15 protein-coding genes and 1 tRNA gene are annotated in these 15,149 nt (G+C 58.5%); 12 read left to right on the plus strand and 4 right to left on the minus strand.

Annotated features, from left to right (window positions below; genetic code table 11):
- Positions 1-54: 54 nt before the first annotated feature.
- The 8 genes from GWQ31_RS08610 to GWQ31_RS08645 all read left to right on the plus strand — a co-directional run bounded on the left by GWQ31_RS08610 (position 55) and on the right by GWQ31_RS08645 (position 7,877).
- The gene (locus tag GWQ31_RS08610) at positions 55-1,416 is read left to right on the plus strand and encodes an aspartate aminotransferase family protein (protein ID WP_265421827.1); all 1,362 of its coding nucleotides are present in this window, start codon (positions 55-57) and stop codon (positions 1,414-1,416) included.
- Between the two features lie 54 nt (positions 1,417-1,470).
- Complete coding sequence (locus GWQ31_RS08615; protein WP_081097817.1) at positions 1,471-2,568, plus strand: polyamine ABC transporter substrate-binding protein; 1,098 nt, start codon at positions 1,471-1,473, stop codon at positions 2,566-2,568.
- 116 nt (positions 2,569-2,684) lie between these two features.
- Positions 2,685-3,770: a polyamine ABC transporter substrate-binding protein gene (locus GWQ31_RS08620; RefSeq protein ID WP_059111854.1), complete on the plus strand. Its 1,086-nt coding sequence runs from the start codon at positions 2,685-2,687 to the stop codon at positions 3,768-3,770.
- 76 nt (positions 3,771-3,846) lie between these two features.
- Positions 3,847-5,001, plus strand: coding sequence for a polyamine ABC transporter ATP-binding protein (gene potA, locus GWQ31_RS08625; protein ID WP_005318332.1), 1,155 nt, complete (start codon positions 3,847-3,849; stop codon positions 4,999-5,001).
- Entirely contained in the window at positions 4,998-5,903 is a 906-nt protein-coding gene (locus tag GWQ31_RS08630) for an ABC transporter permease subunit (RefSeq protein WP_005318334.1), read from the plus strand. Before potA ends, GWQ31_RS08630 begins: the two co-directional genes overlap by 4 nt.
- A gap of 150 nt (positions 5,904-6,053) precedes the next feature.
- A complete protein-coding gene (locus GWQ31_RS08635) occupies positions 6,054-6,896 on the plus strand; it encodes an ABC transporter permease subunit (RefSeq protein WP_005318337.1) in 843 nt (280 codons plus the stop codon).
- Positions 6,897-6,941: 45 nt separating this feature from the next.
- Positions 6,942-7,646, plus strand: a complete 705-nt coding sequence (locus GWQ31_RS08640) for an MOSC domain-containing protein (RefSeq protein ID WP_275909137.1) — start codon at positions 6,942-6,944, stop codon at positions 7,644-7,646.
- A gap of 154 nt (positions 7,647-7,800) precedes the next feature.
- Positions 7,801-7,877: transfer RNA gene (locus GWQ31_RS08645), tRNA-Pro, on the plus strand.
- A 317-nt stretch (positions 7,878-8,194) separates the two neighbouring features.
- Here the strand turns inward: GWQ31_RS08645 and GWQ31_RS08650 are convergent.
- Together GWQ31_RS08650 and GWQ31_RS08655 are read right to left on the minus strand one after the other, a co-directional pair.
- The gene (locus tag GWQ31_RS08650; protein ID WP_005318344.1) at positions 8,195-8,722 is read right to left on the minus strand and encodes a hypothetical protein; all 528 of its coding nucleotides are present in this window, start codon (positions 8,720-8,722) and stop codon (positions 8,195-8,197) included.
- Positions 8,723-8,846: 124 nt separating this feature from the next.
- A complete protein-coding gene (locus GWQ31_RS08655; RefSeq protein WP_275906865.1) occupies positions 8,847-9,311 on the minus strand; it encodes a thioesterase family protein in 465 nt (154 codons plus the stop codon).
- A 133-nt stretch (positions 9,312-9,444) separates the two neighbouring features.
- Here GWQ31_RS08655 and recQ point away from each other — a divergent pair, with 133 nt between their 5' ends.
- On the plus strand, positions 9,445-11,268 hold the full coding sequence (gene recQ, locus GWQ31_RS08660) for an ATP-dependent DNA helicase RecQ (protein ID WP_005318348.1): 1,824 nt from the start codon (positions 9,445-9,447) through the stop codon (positions 11,266-11,268).
- A 101-nt stretch (positions 11,269-11,369) separates the two neighbouring features.
- Here recQ and GWQ31_RS08665 read toward each other — a convergent pair whose 3' ends face one another.
- Positions 11,370-11,672: a c-type cytochrome gene (locus GWQ31_RS08665; protein WP_275909138.1), complete on the minus strand. Its 303-nt coding sequence runs from the start codon at positions 11,670-11,672 to the stop codon at positions 11,370-11,372.
- A 104-nt stretch (positions 11,673-11,776) separates the two neighbouring features.
- Here GWQ31_RS08665 and GWQ31_RS08670 point away from each other — a divergent pair, with 104 nt between their 5' ends.
- The 3 genes from GWQ31_RS08670 (at position 11,777) to GWQ31_RS08680 (ending at position 14,347) form a co-directional block, all read left to right on the plus strand.
- Positions 11,777-13,204, plus strand: coding sequence for a protein adenylyltransferase SelO (locus GWQ31_RS08670; RefSeq protein WP_275909139.1), 1,428 nt, complete (start codon positions 11,777-11,779; stop codon positions 13,202-13,204).
- Positions 13,205-13,214: 10 nt separating this feature from the next.
- Positions 13,215-13,502, plus strand: coding sequence for a DUF3630 family protein (locus GWQ31_RS08675; RefSeq protein ID WP_096118931.1), 288 nt, complete (start codon positions 13,215-13,217; stop codon positions 13,500-13,502).
- Between the two features lie 170 nt (positions 13,503-13,672).
- A complete protein-coding gene (locus GWQ31_RS08680; protein ID WP_059111846.1) occupies positions 13,673-14,347 on the plus strand; it encodes a 7-cyano-7-deazaguanine/7-aminomethyl-7-deazaguanine transporter in 675 nt (224 codons plus the stop codon).
- 270 nt (positions 14,348-14,617) lie between these two features.
- Here GWQ31_RS08680 and rraA read toward each other — a convergent pair whose 3' ends face one another.
- Positions 14,618-15,103: a ribonuclease E activity regulator RraA gene (rraA, locus tag GWQ31_RS08685; RefSeq protein ID WP_005318362.1), complete on the minus strand. Its 486-nt coding sequence runs from the start codon at positions 15,101-15,103 to the stop codon at positions 14,618-14,620.
- Between the last annotated feature and the right edge of the window lie 46 nt (positions 15,104-15,149).

Raw genomic sequence — 15,149 nt, forward strand, 5'->3', positions numbered from 1 at the left:
GATTGATTGACGAAAGAGTCCCGCTTAAATCGAAGGAACCGAGGAGCAAATACAATGCAGCACACGACACGTGAGTGGCAGCAGCTGGATGCCAGCCACCACCTGCATCCCTTTACCGATTTTCAGGCGCTGAACCAGAAGGGCAGCCGCATCATCAGCAGGGCCGAAGGCATCTATCTGGAAGACTCCGACGGGCGTCGCATTCTGGACGGCATGGCGGGACTCTGGTGCGTCAACATGGGCTACGGTCGTCAGGAGCTGGTGGAGGCAGCCACCAAACAGATGCAGCAATTGCCCTACTACAATCTTTTCTTCCAGACAGCACACCCTCCTGTGATCGAGTTGGCGACCCTGCTGGCCGAGGTGACTCCGCCCCATCTCAATCATGTCTTCTTCACCGGCTCTGGCTCCGAGTGCAACGATACGGTGCTGCGCATGGTCCGCCACTACTGGGCCAGCAAGGGGCAGCCGGACAAGCAGGTGATCATCAGCCGCCACAACGCCTATCACGGCTCCACCGTGGCGGGTGCCAGTCTGGGTGGCATGAAGGGCATGCACGCCCAGGGCGGCCTGCCCATTCCCGGCATAGTGCACATCGATCAGCCCTATCACTTCGGTGAGGGGCAGGGCATGAGTGCCCACGAGTTCGGTTTGGAGCGTGCCCGCCAGCTGGAGCAGAAGATCCTGGAACTGGGGGTGGACAAGGTGGCCGCCTTCATCGGCGAACCCATCCAGGGCGCCGGCGGCGTCATCATTCCCCCCGACAGCTACTGGCCCGAGATCCAGCGTATCTGCGATCACTACGGCATCCTGCTTATTGCCGACGAGGTGATCTGCGGCTTTGGCCGTACCGGCCACTGGTTCGCCAGCGAGGGATTCGGCATCAAGCCGGACCTCATGTGCCTGGCCAAGGGCATCACCTCCGGCTATCTGCCCATGGGGGCCGTGATGGTGGGGGATCGCGTTGCCAGGGTGCTGGTGGACGAGGGCGGCGAATTCAACCACGGCTTCACCTATTCCGGTCATCCGGTGGCCTGCGCCGTCGCCATTGCCAACATTAAGCTTATGCAAAGCGAAAGCATAGTTAAGCGAATCAATGATACTATCGGCCCCTATTTGCAGCGCCGCTGGCGCGAACTGGCAGACCATCCGCTGGTGGGCGAAACCCGTGGCAAAGGCCTGGTGGCCGCGCTGGAAATAGTGCAGGACAAGCAGACCAACAGCCGCTTCCCGGCTGGGCTGCAAGCCGGTATGACCTGCCGGGAATTCTGCTTTAACAATGGCTTGGTGATGCGAGCGGTCGGCGATACCATGATCATATCGCCCCCCTTGGTCATCACCGAGGAACAGGTGGATGAATTGGTCAATCTGGCCAGGCTCAGTCTGGATCTGACGGCGGCAAAGCTGAAAGGGTAGGCGGGGGCTGGGCAGGTTGGCTTACGCATATAATTTGCTTAGGAGACAAGGACGATGTCTTTCAAAACGGGAATGATTGCTGCTTCTGTGGCGCTGGTCATGGCAAGTACCGGGGCGATGGCCGACGAGAAGGTGTTGCACGTCTACAACTGGAGCGACTATATCGCGCCGGAGACCCTGGAAAACTTCCAGAAAGAGACGGGCATCAAGGTGGTATACGACGTGTTCGACAGCAACGAGGTGCTGGAAGCCAAGTTGCTGGCGGGCAGTTCAGGTTACGACATAGTCGTGCCGTCCAACCCCTTCCTGGCCAAGCAAATCAAGGCGGGCGTGTTCCAGAAACTGGACAAGTCCAAACTCTCCAATTGGCAAAATATGGATGCCGACCTGTTGAAGGCGCTCGAACCGAGTGACCCGGGCAACCAGTACTCCATTCCTTACCTGTGGGGCACCATCGGCTATGCCTACAACGCCGAGAAGGTAAAAGCAGTGTTGGGCAAGGATGCGCCGGTGGACTCCTGGGATCTGGTGTTCAAACCGGAGAACATGGCCAAGTTGAAGGAGTGCGGTGTCTCCTTCCTCGACTCACCGACCGAAATGCTGCCGGCCGCCCTGCAATATCTGGGCTTCAAACCGGATAGCCAGAAGCCGGACGAGTTGAAGCAGGCAGAGGCACTGTTCCTCTCCATCCGCCCCTATACCGCCTATTTCCACTCCTCCAAGTACATCTCGGATCTGGCCAACGGCAACCTTTGCGTCGCGGTCGGCTATTCCGGTGACTTGCAGCAGTCCAAGGCGCGGGCAGCGGAAGCCAACAACGGCGTGGCGCTGACCTACAGCATTCCGAAAGAGGGGGCGGGCAGCTTTTTTGACATGATCGCCATTCCGGCTGATGCCAAGAACGCAGAGTCCGCGCACACCTTCATCAACTACCTGATGAAGCCTGAGGTGATCGCCAGCATCACCAACTTTGTGCAGTTCCCGAATGGCAACAAAGCAGCGACGCCCCTGGTGGATGAGGCTATCCGTACCGACCCGGGTATCTACCCCAATGCCGAGACGCTGCAGAAGATCTATACCTTCCCGGATCTGCCGGCCAAGGTGCAGCGCCTGATGACCCGCAGCTGGACCAAGATCAAGTCTGGCAAGTAAGTGACGAGTACCCCTCCCGGTCTGCAGTTCGGCCGGGAGGGTGGTGACAACCCGACAGGTTGAACGGCGCGTATGGATGCGCAGCTGGCATACCAAAAACAGATGAGGACTGATACGTGCACACAACCAAGACAGTGACTATGACCCTGGCCCTGGGGTTGGCAAGCCTGGCTCATGCCGCCCCCGTGGTTCATTTCTACAACTGGTCCGATTATATCGGTGAAACCACCCTCAGCGATTTCCAGCAGGCGACCGGGATCAAGACCGTCTATGACGTGTTCGATTCCAACGAGACCCTGGAAGGCAAGTTGCTGACCGGACGTACCGGTTACGATCTGGTGGTGCCTTCCAACAACTTCCTGGCCAAGCAGATCACGGCAGGTGCATTCCAGAAGCTGGATCCCGCCCTGCTGCCCAATCTGGTCAATCTGGATCCCGTCTTGCTCAAGCAGCTCGACAAGGTGGATCCGGGTCACCAATACGCAGTCCCCTATCTGTGGGGAACCAACGGCATCGGTTACAACGTCGACAAGATCAAGGATGTGCTGGGAGTCGACAAGATTGACTCCTGGGCTGTGATCTTCGAACCGGAAAATATGCAGAAGCTGTCCCGCTGTGGTGTCGCCTTCCTCGACTCGGCGGACGAGATGATCCCGGCCGTGCTCAACTACCTCGGACTCGATCCCAACAGCCATAAGCCGGAAGATATCAAGCGTGCCGAGGAACAGTTGCTGAAGGTGCGGCCCTATGTGACCTATTTCCACTCATCCAAGTACATAGCCGATCTCGCCAATGGCGACATCTGTGTGGCGGCGGGTTTCTCCGGCGACATATTGCAGGCAGCGGCCCGTGCCGACGAGGCGGGCAAGGGGATCAATATTGCCTACAGCATCCCGAAAGAGGGGGGCAATCTCTGGTTTGACATGATGGCTATCCCGGCGGATGCCACCAATGTGAAAGAGGCGCATGCCCTCATCAACTATGTGCTCCAGCCCGAAGTGATCGCCAAGGTCAGCAACTATGTGGGCTATGCGAATCCCAATGCCAAGGCGGGAGAGTACATGGACGAGAGCGTGCGAGATGACGAGTCAGTCTATCCACCCCAGGCGGTGCTGGAACGGCTCTATGTGCAGCAAGCGCATCCCCGGGCGGTGCAGCGTCTGATCACCCGGAGTTGGACCAAGATCAAGTCCGGAACCTAACCTTGGCGCCCACCCCGGGGCGCCAGATTGTTTTATGGATCGGCCAAAGGCCGGTATCACGTTTGGGAGTTTGGTAATGGCGATAGCCTCCAGTGCCTACAAGAAAGCCCTCGAGGGCAACCAGCAGCGCAAAGAAGTGCTGGTTAAAATAGATCGGGTAAGCAAGCAGTTCGATGAAACGCTGGCGGTCGACAACGTGTCCCTCAACATCCACAAGGGGGAGATCTTCGCCTTGCTGGGAGGTTCCGGCTCCGGCAAATCGACCCTGCTGCGGATGCTGGCGGGATTCGAGCGCCCCACAGAGGGGCGGCTGTTCCTCGATGGCGTCGACATCACCGACATGCCGCCTTATGAACGTCCCATCAACATGATGTTCCAGTCCTACGCCCTGTTCCCCCACATGACGGTGGCGCAGAATATCGCCTTTGGCCTCAAGCAGGATGGCCTGCCCAAGGCGGAGGTGGATGCGCGGGTGGAAGAGATGCTCAAGCTGGTGCAGATGGCCCAGTATGCGCGCCGCAAGCCGCATCAGCTCTCCGGTGGTCAGCGCCAGCGGGTCGCGCTGGCTCGTTCCCTGGCCAAGCGCCCCAAGCTGTTGCTGCTGGACGAACCCATGGGGGCGCTGGACAAGAAGCTGCGTTCACAGATGCAACTGGAGCTGGTGGAGATCATAGAGCGGGTCGGCGTAACCTGCGTCATGGTGACCCATGATCAGGAAGAGGCCATGACCATGGCCGAGCGGATCGCCATCATGCACCTCGGCTGCATCGAGCAGATAGGCAGCCCGATGGATATCTACGAAACCCCGGCCAGCCGGCTGGTGTGCGAGTTCATCGGCAACGTCAACCTGTTTGACGGCCTGCTGGTGGAGGATGAGCAGGACCATGCCACCATCGCTTGCGCCGATCTGGAGCAGCCCATCTACGTGGGCCACGGCATCAGCTCCCGCGCCGAGAACAAGAAGGTGACCTACGCGCTGCGGCCGGAAAAACTGCTGATGAGTACCCAGAAACCGACCGAGATCGAGCATCCGGACTTCAACTGGACCAAGGGTGAGGTCTATGACATCGCCTATCTGGGTGGTCACTCGGTTTATCATATCCAGCTGCCCTCGGGCAAAATCGTTCAGGCTTTCATCGCCAATGCCGAACGCCACGGCAAGCGGCCAACCTGGGATGACCAGGTGTTCCTCTATTGGGAAGATGACAGCGGCGTGGTGCTGCAATCATGAAGGCATTGAGACGACTGAAGCGACTGGGTGGGCGCCAGCTGGTGATCGGCATTCCGTTCTTCTGGCTGTTCCTCTTCTTCCTGCTGCCCTTCATCATAGTGGTGAAGATCAGCTTCGCCGAAGCGGACGTGGCGATCCCGCCTTATACCGACGTGGTGAGCTGGGCCGACAATCAGCTCACCATACTGCTCAACCTGGGCAACTACCTCTTGCTGCAGGAGGATGAGCTCTACATAGCTGCCTATATTGGCTCCCTCAAGATAGCCTTCATCAGCACAGTGCTCTGTCTGTTGATCGGCTATCCCATGGCCTACACCATAGCGCGCGCCAACAAGGAGACCCAGACGGTCTTGTTGTTGCTCATCATGATGCCAACCTGGACCGCCATTCTGATCCGGGTCTACGCCTGGATGGGGATCCTCAGCAACAACGGCCTGCTAAACAGCCTGTTGATGGGCATAGGCCTCATCGACGAGCCGCTGCAGATCCTCAACACCAACCTGGCTGTCTACATCGGCATCGTTTACTCCTACCTGCCGTTCATGGTGCTGCCGCTTTATGCCAATCTGGTCAAGCATGACCAGAGTCTGCTGGAGGCAGCCTCCGATCTCGGTGCCCGCAACCTGACACGCTTCTGGCGGATCACTGTGCCCCTCTCCAAGAACGGCATCATTGCCGGCTGCATGCTGGTGTTTATCCCGGTCGTGGGTGAGTTCGTGATCCCGGAGCTGCTTGGTGGCCCGGAGACCCTGATGATCGGCAAGGTACTGTGGCAGGAGTTCTTCAACAACCGTGACTGGCCGGTGGCCTCTGCCCTGGCGGTAGTGATGCTGGCGGTGCTGATAGTCCCCATCATCCTGTTTAACCGCAACCAGGCTAAGGAATTGGAGGGCAAGGTATGAAGAAGGAACTGCTGATAATCCCTCTGTCATCCCTGTTCAACTGCAACCAGGCTAAGGAATGGGAGGGCAAGGTATGAAGAAGGAACTGCTGATAGTCCCTCTGTCCTCCCTGTTCAATTGCAACCAGGCTAAAGAGCTGGAGGGCAAGGTATGAAACGTTTCGGTTTTGCCAAGATGATGCTGTGGCTGGGGTTGCTGTTTATCTACCTGCCCATGGTCATCATGGTGATCTACTCCTTCAACTCCTCCAAGCTGGTGACGGTATGGGGAGGCTGGTCACTCAAGTGGTACTTCGGCCTGCTCGATAACAAGCAGCTGATTGGATCCGTGCTGCGCTCGCTGGAGATAGCGCTCTACACTGCGGTTGCTGCCGTGGCGCTGGGGACTGTGGCTGCCTTCGTGCTGACCCGGATCCCGCACTTCCGTGGCCGGACCCTGTTCGGTGGCATGGTGACGGCACCCCTGGTGATGCCCGAAGTGATCACGGGTCTGTCGCTGTTGCTGCTGTTCGTCGCCATGGCGCAACTGGTGGGCTGGCCTGCCGAGCGTGGCATGCTGACCATCTGGATTGCCCATACCACCTTCTGTACCGCCTATGTGGCGATCGTGGTGTCGGCGCGACTGCGGGAGCTGGATCTCTCCATCGAGGAGGCGGCCATGGATCTGGGGGCCAAGCCCTGGAAGGTGTTCTTCCTGATCACCATCCCCATGATCGCCCCTTCGCTGGCGGCTGGCGGCATGATGTCGTTTGCCCTGTCGCTGGATGATCTGGTGCTGGCGAGCTTTGTCTCGGGGCCGGGCGCGACCACCTTGCCGATGGAAGTTTTCTCGGCAGTGCGGCTCGGGGTGAAACCCGAGATCAACGCTGTGGCCAGCCTGATCCTGCTGTCAGTGTCGCTGTTCACCTTCAGCAGCTGGTATCTGATGGCCAGGGCGGAAAAACGTCGCCGCGCCGAGATCGCCATGACTACCCAGATGCAGGCAGTCGCCTGACCTCGTGCTAATATCCGCATTCTCTCGTCAATCCGGAGGATGAGAATGCGGATCTCCATCTTTAGTGGCCAGGGTACCGAACTGGTACCGGGCCTGGTCAGTGCCATCAACAAGCAAGCCACGACCATACCGCTCTGGTGCGGTTTTGGCGGCCTGGGTGGCGATGAGCAAAGTGACCCACGTCATCATGGCGGCCCGGATAGGGCGCTGCACTACTACCCTGCCGATCACTACCCCTGGTGGCACAACTGGCAAACCGCCATGGGCCTTGCTGCGCCCCGCACACCCTGGCAACCAGCCGCTTTTGGCGAGAATCTGTCCGGCCTTGGGTTGACCGAGGAGCAGGCCTGTATTGGTGATGTCTATCGGCTCGGTGAGGCGCTGATCCAGATAAGCCAGCCCAGGTCCCCTTGTTTCAAACTGAACCTGCGCTTTGGTTACCCCCAGCTCTCTCAAGTGATGCAACTCAGTGGTCGCTGTGGCTGGTTGTTGCGGGTGCTGGAGGAGGGGATGGTCGCACCGCAGGAGACGATGGAGCTGGTCGACAGACCCTATCCCGCTCTGACCGTGAAGCGCACCGCCGACATATTGTTCAACCAGGTGCGCAACGAAGCGGATCTGCTGTTGCTGCTGGAAAACCCGGCGCTCTCCCCCAATTGGCGCCAACATGCGGCCAACTGGCTGGAACATGGTGTGGTGGCTGATTGGCAGCGCCGTTTGCTGGGCCCGGCCGAATTTCAGTTTTCCTGAGGTAGGTTGGAAAAATGTCACAGTGGTGCACCCTTTCTGTGAACCCTGGGCCAAAGCGTTGAATAGTTGAACCAATGGCCACTTTTTTCCTGTCAAACGTAAAAAAGGCTTGTGTCATGTCAGGGCTTTAGGTAAATTCTCGCCCCGCAGACATCGGTGTGTAGCGCAGCTTGGTAGCGCACTTCGTTCGGGACGAAGGGGTCGGAGGTTCGAATCCTCTCACACCGACCATATTAGAAAAGGCCGCTCAATGAGCGGCCTTTTCGCATCTGGATTTTGCTGATCCTCGGTACGAGAAATATTGCTGGTTGCTGGTTGCTGGTTGCTGGTTGCTGGTTGTGACCGAGGCATATCGATACCGAGACAGCTTTTCTTTTCTCTTTCCTCTTTCCTCTTGTCTCTTCTTGCCGTCGTGTTGCGCAGCCATTAAAAGGGCCACCGCTCGGTGGCCCATGGGTGGAGTCTGATCCTGACTCCGGCACTCTAGATTGTGGCAATCTCGCTATGGGTCTTGTCTATGGTGCCCTCCTTGCGCGCCAGGCGCTTACTCAGATATGCCAATGCTGATGCCGCAATGCCTTGAAGCTGTGTTGAGGTTGCAAGGCCGCGTGCTTGGGGTACTCACTAATGAAATGTTCGATTCCCTCCATCAGTTGTGAACGTAATGAAGACACGGGCTCATGCCAGGCTTGCAGGCATAAATGGCCGGGGATCAACTGCTCCTGATAATCTTCCAGCAGCTGTTCTGGCCAGGGTTCAATACCGGAATTGCGTTGCAGTAGATAATGGGCGGCGGGTTCACGGGCATAAATGAACTGAATCTGGGCCAGATCGCGTTGGCTTAGCGTTTGACTGTTTATGTGACAGGTCAAATATTTTCCCGTCTTCAGATCCAAGAAGTGACCGCGTTGCCGACAGGCTACGATGCGATACCAGGGCAGGTGCGAACAGAGAGAGTATCCCTCAAGCTCCTGTTCCAGCCAGTGGCGACACTCGGGTGTCTGCACCTCGTCGAGCATGGACTCGAGCTGTGTCAACAAGGCTCTGGATGGTTTGGTGGCCAGTTTCGCACTCATCGCCTGCAATCCTCCCTCTGCACACAATCCCGAATTTCAGTATGGACCCGTGGGCAGCAGAGGGGGTAACGATTCTAATGATTAAAATCAGATTAGCAGCGTGATTTTTATGCAATAGGTGGGGTCAGCCCACCAGATATGTTCCGGTACCGAAGGCGATGTGGGTGCCCTCTTCGTTGTGCAGTTCCATCCGGGCTACGGCGACCTTGCTGCCAGCACGGATGATGTGGGCGGTGGCGATGAACTCGTTGCCGCGGCCCGGGCGCAGGTAGTCCACCCGCAGGTCTATGGTGCCGAGGCGGGAGAATCGCTCCTTGAGATAACTGGGAGAGAACTCCTCCAGCTCGTCGATGCAGGAGGCGGCGACTATCATGCCACCGGCCACATCCAGCAGGCTGGCGGTGACACCGCCGTGCAAGATGTTGTGGAAGGGGTTGCCGATCAGCTTGTCATCCATCTTGATGCGCAGCTCCACCTTGTCGAAGTCGTAGTGGGTCACCTGCATGCCAATCAGCTTGTTGAACGGCATCCGCTCGGCGAACAGGTTGGCAATGCCACTGAGCGCCATCTTCTTCAGCATGTGTTTCATTCTCTGATACCGATCCCTGTCATCAAAGCCGAGTAAAAACTCCAGCCAGTCTGCAACACTTCCTTAACAGTCGCAATGGCAGGTTTATTGTGAGCGGCGGCTGCTTTAGAATGGCGACCCCAAAGGAGAGCCCATGACCGTCATTGCCGAAACCCTGCCCGATACTCCACTTGCCTTGTTGCAGGCGGTATTCGGCTACCAGCAATTTCGGCCGGGCCAGCTGGAGATCATCGAGCAGATAGTGGCGGGACGCGATGCCATGGTGCTCAAGCCCACAGGTGGCGGCAAGTCACTCTGCTTCCAGATACCGGCGCTGCTGCGACCCGGGCTGGGCGTGGTGGTCTCCCCGCTTATCTCGCTGATGAAGGATCAGGTCGACAGCCTGCGCGCCAACGGTGTGGCGGCCATCTACATCAACTCGGCCCTGAGCCGGGAGGAGATGATCCAGAACTTTGCCGCCATGCGCCGCGGCGAGATAAAGCTGCTCTATGTTTCCCCCGAGCGCTTGTTGCAGCATGAGTTCATGGATCGGCTGGCGGAGCTGCCGCTCGGCCTGTTCGCCATCGACGAGGCCCACTGCGTCTCCCAGTGGGGCCACGATTTTCGGCCGGAATACGCGGCGCTCGGCCGGCTCAAGCAGTGGTTCCCCCAGGTGCCCGTGGTGGCGCTCACCGCCACCGCCGACGAGGCGACCCGCAGCGACATGCTGCACCGGTTGGAGCTCAACGATCCCTTCATCCATACCGCCAGCTTTGACAGGCCCAACATCCGCTACAGCCTGGTGGAGAAGTTCAAGGCGGCGGAGCAGCTGCTGCGCTATGTGCAAAGCCAGAAGGGCAACTGCGGCATCGTCTACTGCTCAAGTCGCAATCGGGTGGAGGAGGTAGCTGAGCGCCTCTCCCGCCACGGCAGCAAGGCCGCGCCCTACCACGCCGGTCTGCCCCTGGCCCAGCGCCAGCAGACCCAGGATGCCTTCCTCAAGGATGACATCGAAATAGTGGTGGCGACGGTGGCGTTCGGCATGGGTATCGACAAGCCGAACGTGCGCTTTGTGGTGCACTACGACATCCCCAAGAATATCGAATCCTACTATCAGGAGACGGGCCGGGCCGGCCGTGACGGTACCCCGGCCGAGGCGCTGCTGCTGTACGACCCCGCCGACATAGGCAGGGTGCGGCGGCTGCTCGACAACATAGAAAACCCCCAACAGTTGCAAGTGGAGCAGTACAAGCTCAACGTGATGGCGGCCTTTGCCGAGGCGCAGACCTGCCGCCGTCAGGTGCTGCTCAACTATTTCGGCGAGTACAACGACAAGCCGTGCGGCAACTGCGACATCTGTCTGGATCCGCCCAAGAGCTATGACGGCACCGAGGATGCCCAGAAGGCGCTCTCCTGCGTCTGGCGAGTGGGTCAGAACTTCGGGGTGGGTTACGTGGTGGAGGTGCTGCGCGGCTCTCTCAACCAGCGCATCAAGGACCATGGCCACGACAAGCTGTCGACCTACGGCATCGGCAAGGATCAGAGCCACGAGTACTGGATGAGCGTGATCCGCCAGCTGATCCACAAGGGGCTGCTGACCCAGAACATCACCCGCAATCTGGTGCTGCAGTTGACCGAGGCATCTCGCCCCGTGCTGCGTGGCGAGATGAAGCTGGAACTGGCGGTGCCGCGGTTGCAACCCATCTCCAGTCGCAAGGAGAAGCGCAACGGCCTGCTCGACAACGCCAACTACGACAAACGGTTGTTCAAGGAGCTGCGCGGCCTGCGCAAGCAGATCGCCGAAGACGAAGAGGTGCCGCCCTACGTGGTGTTCAATGACGCGACTCTGGTGGAGATGGCTCAGCTGATGCCGATGACCGAGGCTGAGATGCTAGCCATCAACGGCGTCGGGCATCGCAAGCTGGAGCGCTTCGGCGAAGCCTTTATGGACCTTATCATCGACTACTGTCGGCGGTAGGCAATGACCCCGACTCCCGCTCAGAAGGGCGGGAGGGGAGGCGAAATTTTTCACCTCCAACTCAGGGCAAGATGAGGGTCGGGTCGCCTGGGTAAGGCGGGTTATTTCAAGCTGGCATAGAAGGCAGCCAGATTTTCCATGTCAGCTTCGGTCAAGGGAGCCATAAAAGGCACCATCAAGGGCTCCTGGCGGCTGCCATCCTTGAAGGCTTTCAGCTGTTTCACCAGATAGGCGTGGTTCTGGCCAGCCAGATGGGGATAGTTGGGGATCAGTGCCTTGCCTTCTACCCCGTGACAGGCAGCACAGACCGCCGCCTTGGCCTTGCCCGCTGCGATATCGGCGGCCTTGGCCAGATGTCCCCAAGCCAGTGCCAGCAGCGGCAGGGCATACACCCATCTTTGCATCTTCTTCTCCTTGAAATGAAATAGCGCAATCGCCCGTTAGCCGAACTCGGCCGACGGCGGTATAAAGAGTGACACGAGCATACGCAGGGACGAATCGTACCACCATGAAGCTGATCAACACTTTTGCCACTGAATTGCCCTGGGCTTGTGAGCCTGTCGTCCCCCTGCCACTGCGTGAACCCAGGTTGCTGCATCTCAATCGTGGCCTGCTGGCCGAGCTGGGGCTGGATGGTGTCAGTGACACTGACTGGCTTGCCTGTTGTGGTCTGGGGCAGCCGCTGCCTGGCATGCAACCTGTGGCGCAGGTCTATGCGGGCCATCAGTTTGGTGGTTACAGCCCGCGCCTCGGTGATGGCCGCGCCCTGTTGCTGGGGGAGCAACTGACCACCGATGGTCAGCGCTGGGATCTGCACCTGAAAGGGGCGGGCAAGACGCCCTTTTCCCGCTTCGGTGACGGCCGGGCAGTGCTGCGATCCAGCATCCGCGAGTATCTTGCCTCAGAGGCGCTCCATGCCCTCGGTATCCCCAGCACCCGCGCACTGGTGCTGGTGGGCAGCAAGGAGCCTGTCTACCGGGAGCGGGAAGAGACGGGCGCAACCGTGTTGCGTACCGCGCCCAGCCATCTGCGCTTCGGTCACATCGAATATTTTGCCTGGAGTGGTCAGGGGGAGAAGATCCCGGCTCTCATCGACTATCTACTGCGTTACCACTTCCCCGAACTGGAAAACGGCGCCGAGCTGTTTGCTGAAGTCGTGCGCCGCACGGCACGGCTTATCGCCAAGTGGCAGGCGGCTGGTTTTTGTCACGGGGTGATGAACACCGACAACATGTCGCTGCTCGGGCTGACCCTGGATTACGGTCCATACGGTTTCATCGATGCCTATGTGCCGGATTTTGTCTGCAACCACTCGGATCCGGATGGTCGCTATGCACTGGATCAGCAACCGGCGGTGGGTTACTGGAATCTGCAAAAGCTGGCGCAGGCGCTGGCCGGGCATGTCGACGGCGACGCCCTGGCCACCTCGCTGGCCCAGTACGAACATCAGCTGATGCTGCACTACTCCGAGCTGATGCGGGCCAAGCTTGGGCTGACGCAGTGGGAGGAGGAAGATCCCGCCCTGTTCCGCCAGCTGTTCCAGCTGCTGGCGAGCCAAGGGGTGGATTATCACCTCTTCCTGCGCCGCCTGGGTGAGGTGACAGGGAAGGGGGAGTGGCCTGTCTCTCTGCTGGCCTTGCTGCCGGATCCTGCCATCTGGCAGGGATGGCTTGAACTTTATCGGGTCAGGCTGACCCGGGAGGGGAGCGAGGATGCTGTCCGCAAGGCACAGATGGATGCCATCAATCCCAAGTACGTGCTGCGCAATGCCCTGGCCCAGCAGGCGATAGATGCCGCCGAGAGTGGGGATATGACCCAGTTCGAGCGGTTGCTTGCTGCCTTGCAGCAGCCCTATGATGAACAACCCGAGTATGCAGATCTGGCTACGCCCGTCCCTCAGTGGTATTGCGGTGGTGAGCTTTCTTGCAGTAGCTGAGGAATAAACCATGAATTGGCGCGTGAATCGCATCGAACTGGAACAAGGGGTTGTGATGCTGGATTGCCCGGGACTCTGCTGGGATACCTTTCCGGCGCTGGCTGAGGGCTTGTTGCAGGAGTGGGAGTTAGGGTTTGTCGACAAGGAGTGGGGCGCCGATCGTCACAGCTGGCGGCTGGAATTTGAAGGGAGTCAGCTCAGGCTGGAATATGAGCACTACAGCGGTTGCTGGCTGGCGGCAGTGCAGCCAGCAGATCGCGAGGTGGTGATCTGGCTTGGCCGACAGCATAAAGATTGAACTATCGGTTTGGGGCCTATGGTCTTGTTCCTTAGGCGACAATGGCCGCTGGCCGAATCAGCAGCATAAAGATTGAACTATCAGTTGGGGGGCGTATAATCTCGCCCCTCAATTATCGCCAATGGTGGCGGTATGGGTTCCCTAACCCCATTAACCAAAAAGGTCACAATATGAATTTGACCCCTGCTCAGCACCGCACGGCGCTGGTGCGTCTCTCTTTGTTCCACATCCTGATCATTGCCAGCAGCAACTATCTGGTGCAGCTGCCGATCACCATTTTCGGCTTTCACACCACCTGGGGGGCGTTCAGCTTCCCGTTTATCTTTCTGGCCACCGACCTGACGGTGCGGATCTTCGGTGCCGGTCTGGCACGCAAGATTATCCAGACAGTCATGCTGCCTGCGCTGACAGTGTCCTATGTCCTCTCGGTACTGTTTTTCGAAGGCAGTTTCCAGGGGGTCGGTAATCTGGCCGAGTTCAACCTGTTCGTGGCGCGCATCGCTCTGGCCAGTTTCATGGCCTATCTGGTGGGCCAGTTCATGGATGTGGTGGTGTTCAACCGGCTGCGGCTGCTCAGGGCCTGGTGGGTGGCGCCGGCTGCCTCGACCCTGTTTGGCAATCTGGTGGATACCATCGCCTTCTTCAGTATCGCCTTCTGGCGCAGCACGGATCCCTTTATGGCCGAGCACTGGGTCGAGATCGCCACCGTGGACTATGTATTCAAGTTGCTGATAAGCCTTGGGTTGTTTGTACCGCTCTACGGTGTTTTGCTGCGTTACCTCAGCCGCAAGCTGGTGGGTGAGGCCGGATTGGCCGGTCTGCAAACGGCGACGCGCCAAGCCTGACGAGATTGACCACCCCGGCGGTGGTCAATTTTTTTGCACTTTCGGAAAATAAGGGTTGCTTAGTTAAATGAGAATGATTATTGTTAACTTGTTTTCCGGGAAAGACTTCATTCGTTCCAACGTGATGGACTTCTTGTGAAGGCACGACATTGCTCACATTGCTTCCAGTTATAGGGCCAGTTCTTCTGGCCCTCTTTTTTTGTCTTTTTTCAGCAAGTTTCAGCCATAAAAAATGGGAGCCAAGGCTCCCATCGTCATGTTGATTTCGGCTTACTCGATATCGAGTGCCTCAGGGGAGAGGATCACCCCTGTGGTATCTGCGTAGAGATGATCATCCGGCAGGAAGGTGACGCCACCGAAGTTGACCGGCAGATCTGTCTCTCCCACGTCCTTGCTGTCGGCGCCGACCGGAATGGCCGCCAGTGCCTGGATGCCGATATCCAGATCTTCCAGGATGTCGACTTCGCGCACACAGCCATAGCAGACGATCCCTTCCCACTCGTTCTCGGCGGCTGTGGTGGCAATGTCGCTGTCGATCAGGGCTCGGCGCATGGAGCCACCGCCATCGATCAGCAGCACGCGGCCGACGCCGTTCTCTTTGACGAGCTCACGAATAAGACCGTTTGATTCGAAGCATTTGACCGTGGTGATGACGCCGCCGAAAGAGGCGCGGCCGCCGAAGGAGCAGAGCATGGGTTCGAGCACATCCACCATGTCCTGATAGATGTCGCACAGTTCTGAAGTGTTGTATTCCATTGTGTCAAATCCACCGCTGGAAACAGGTGGAACCAGTATAAGGAGT

The organism is Aeromonas sp. 2MA4 (assembly GCF_029237305.1).
Lineage (GTDB): Bacteria > Pseudomonadota > Gammaproteobacteria > Enterobacterales > Aeromonadaceae > Aeromonas > Aeromonas salmonicida.

Bases quoted from the DNA above. Each gene is read 5' to 3' on its own strand.
- GWQ31_RS08610 (WP_265421827.1), top strand. From the start codon at position 55: ATGCAGCACACGACACGTGAGTGGCAGCAGCTGGATGCCAGCCACCAC.
- GWQ31_RS08615 (WP_081097817.1), top strand. From the start codon at position 1,471: ATGTCTTTCAAAACGGGAATGATTGCTGCTTCTGTGGCGCTGGTCATG.
- potA (WP_005318332.1), top strand. From the start codon at position 3,847: ATGGCGATAGCCTCCAGTGCCTACAAGAAAGCCCTCGAGGGCAACCAG.
- GWQ31_RS08630 (WP_005318334.1), top strand. From the start codon at position 4,998: ATGAAGGCATTGAGACGACTGAAGCGACTGGGTGGGCGCCAGCTGGTG.
- GWQ31_RS08635 (WP_005318337.1), top strand. From the start codon at position 6,054: ATGAAACGTTTCGGTTTTGCCAAGATGATGCTGTGGCTGGGGTTGCTG.
- GWQ31_RS08640 (WP_275909137.1), top strand. From the start codon at position 6,942: ATGCGGATCTCCATCTTTAGTGGCCAGGGTACCGAACTGGTACCGGGC.
- GWQ31_RS08650 (WP_005318344.1), bottom strand. From the start codon at position 8,722: ATGAGTGCGAAACTGGCCACCAAACCATCCAGAGCCTTGTTGACACAG.
- GWQ31_RS08655 (WP_275906865.1), bottom strand. From the start codon at position 9,311: ATGAAACACATGCTGAAGAAGATGGCGCTCAGTGGCATTGCCAACCTG.
- recQ (WP_005318348.1), top strand. From the start codon at position 9,445: ATGACCGTCATTGCCGAAACCCTGCCCGATACTCCACTTGCCTTGTTG.
- GWQ31_RS08665 (WP_275909138.1), bottom strand. From the start codon at position 11,672: ATGCAAAGATGGGTGTATGCCCTGCCGCTGCTGGCACTGGCTTGGGGA.
- GWQ31_RS08670 (WP_275909139.1), top strand. From the start codon at position 11,777: ATGAAGCTGATCAACACTTTTGCCACTGAATTGCCCTGGGCTTGTGAG.
- GWQ31_RS08675 (WP_096118931.1), top strand. From the start codon at position 13,215: ATGAATTGGCGCGTGAATCGCATCGAACTGGAACAAGGGGTTGTGATG.
- GWQ31_RS08680 (WP_059111846.1), top strand. From the start codon at position 13,673: ATGAATTTGACCCCTGCTCAGCACCGCACGGCGCTGGTGCGTCTCTCT.
- rraA (WP_005318362.1), bottom strand. From the start codon at position 15,103: ATGGAATACAACACTTCAGAACTGTGCGACATCTATCAGGACATGGTG.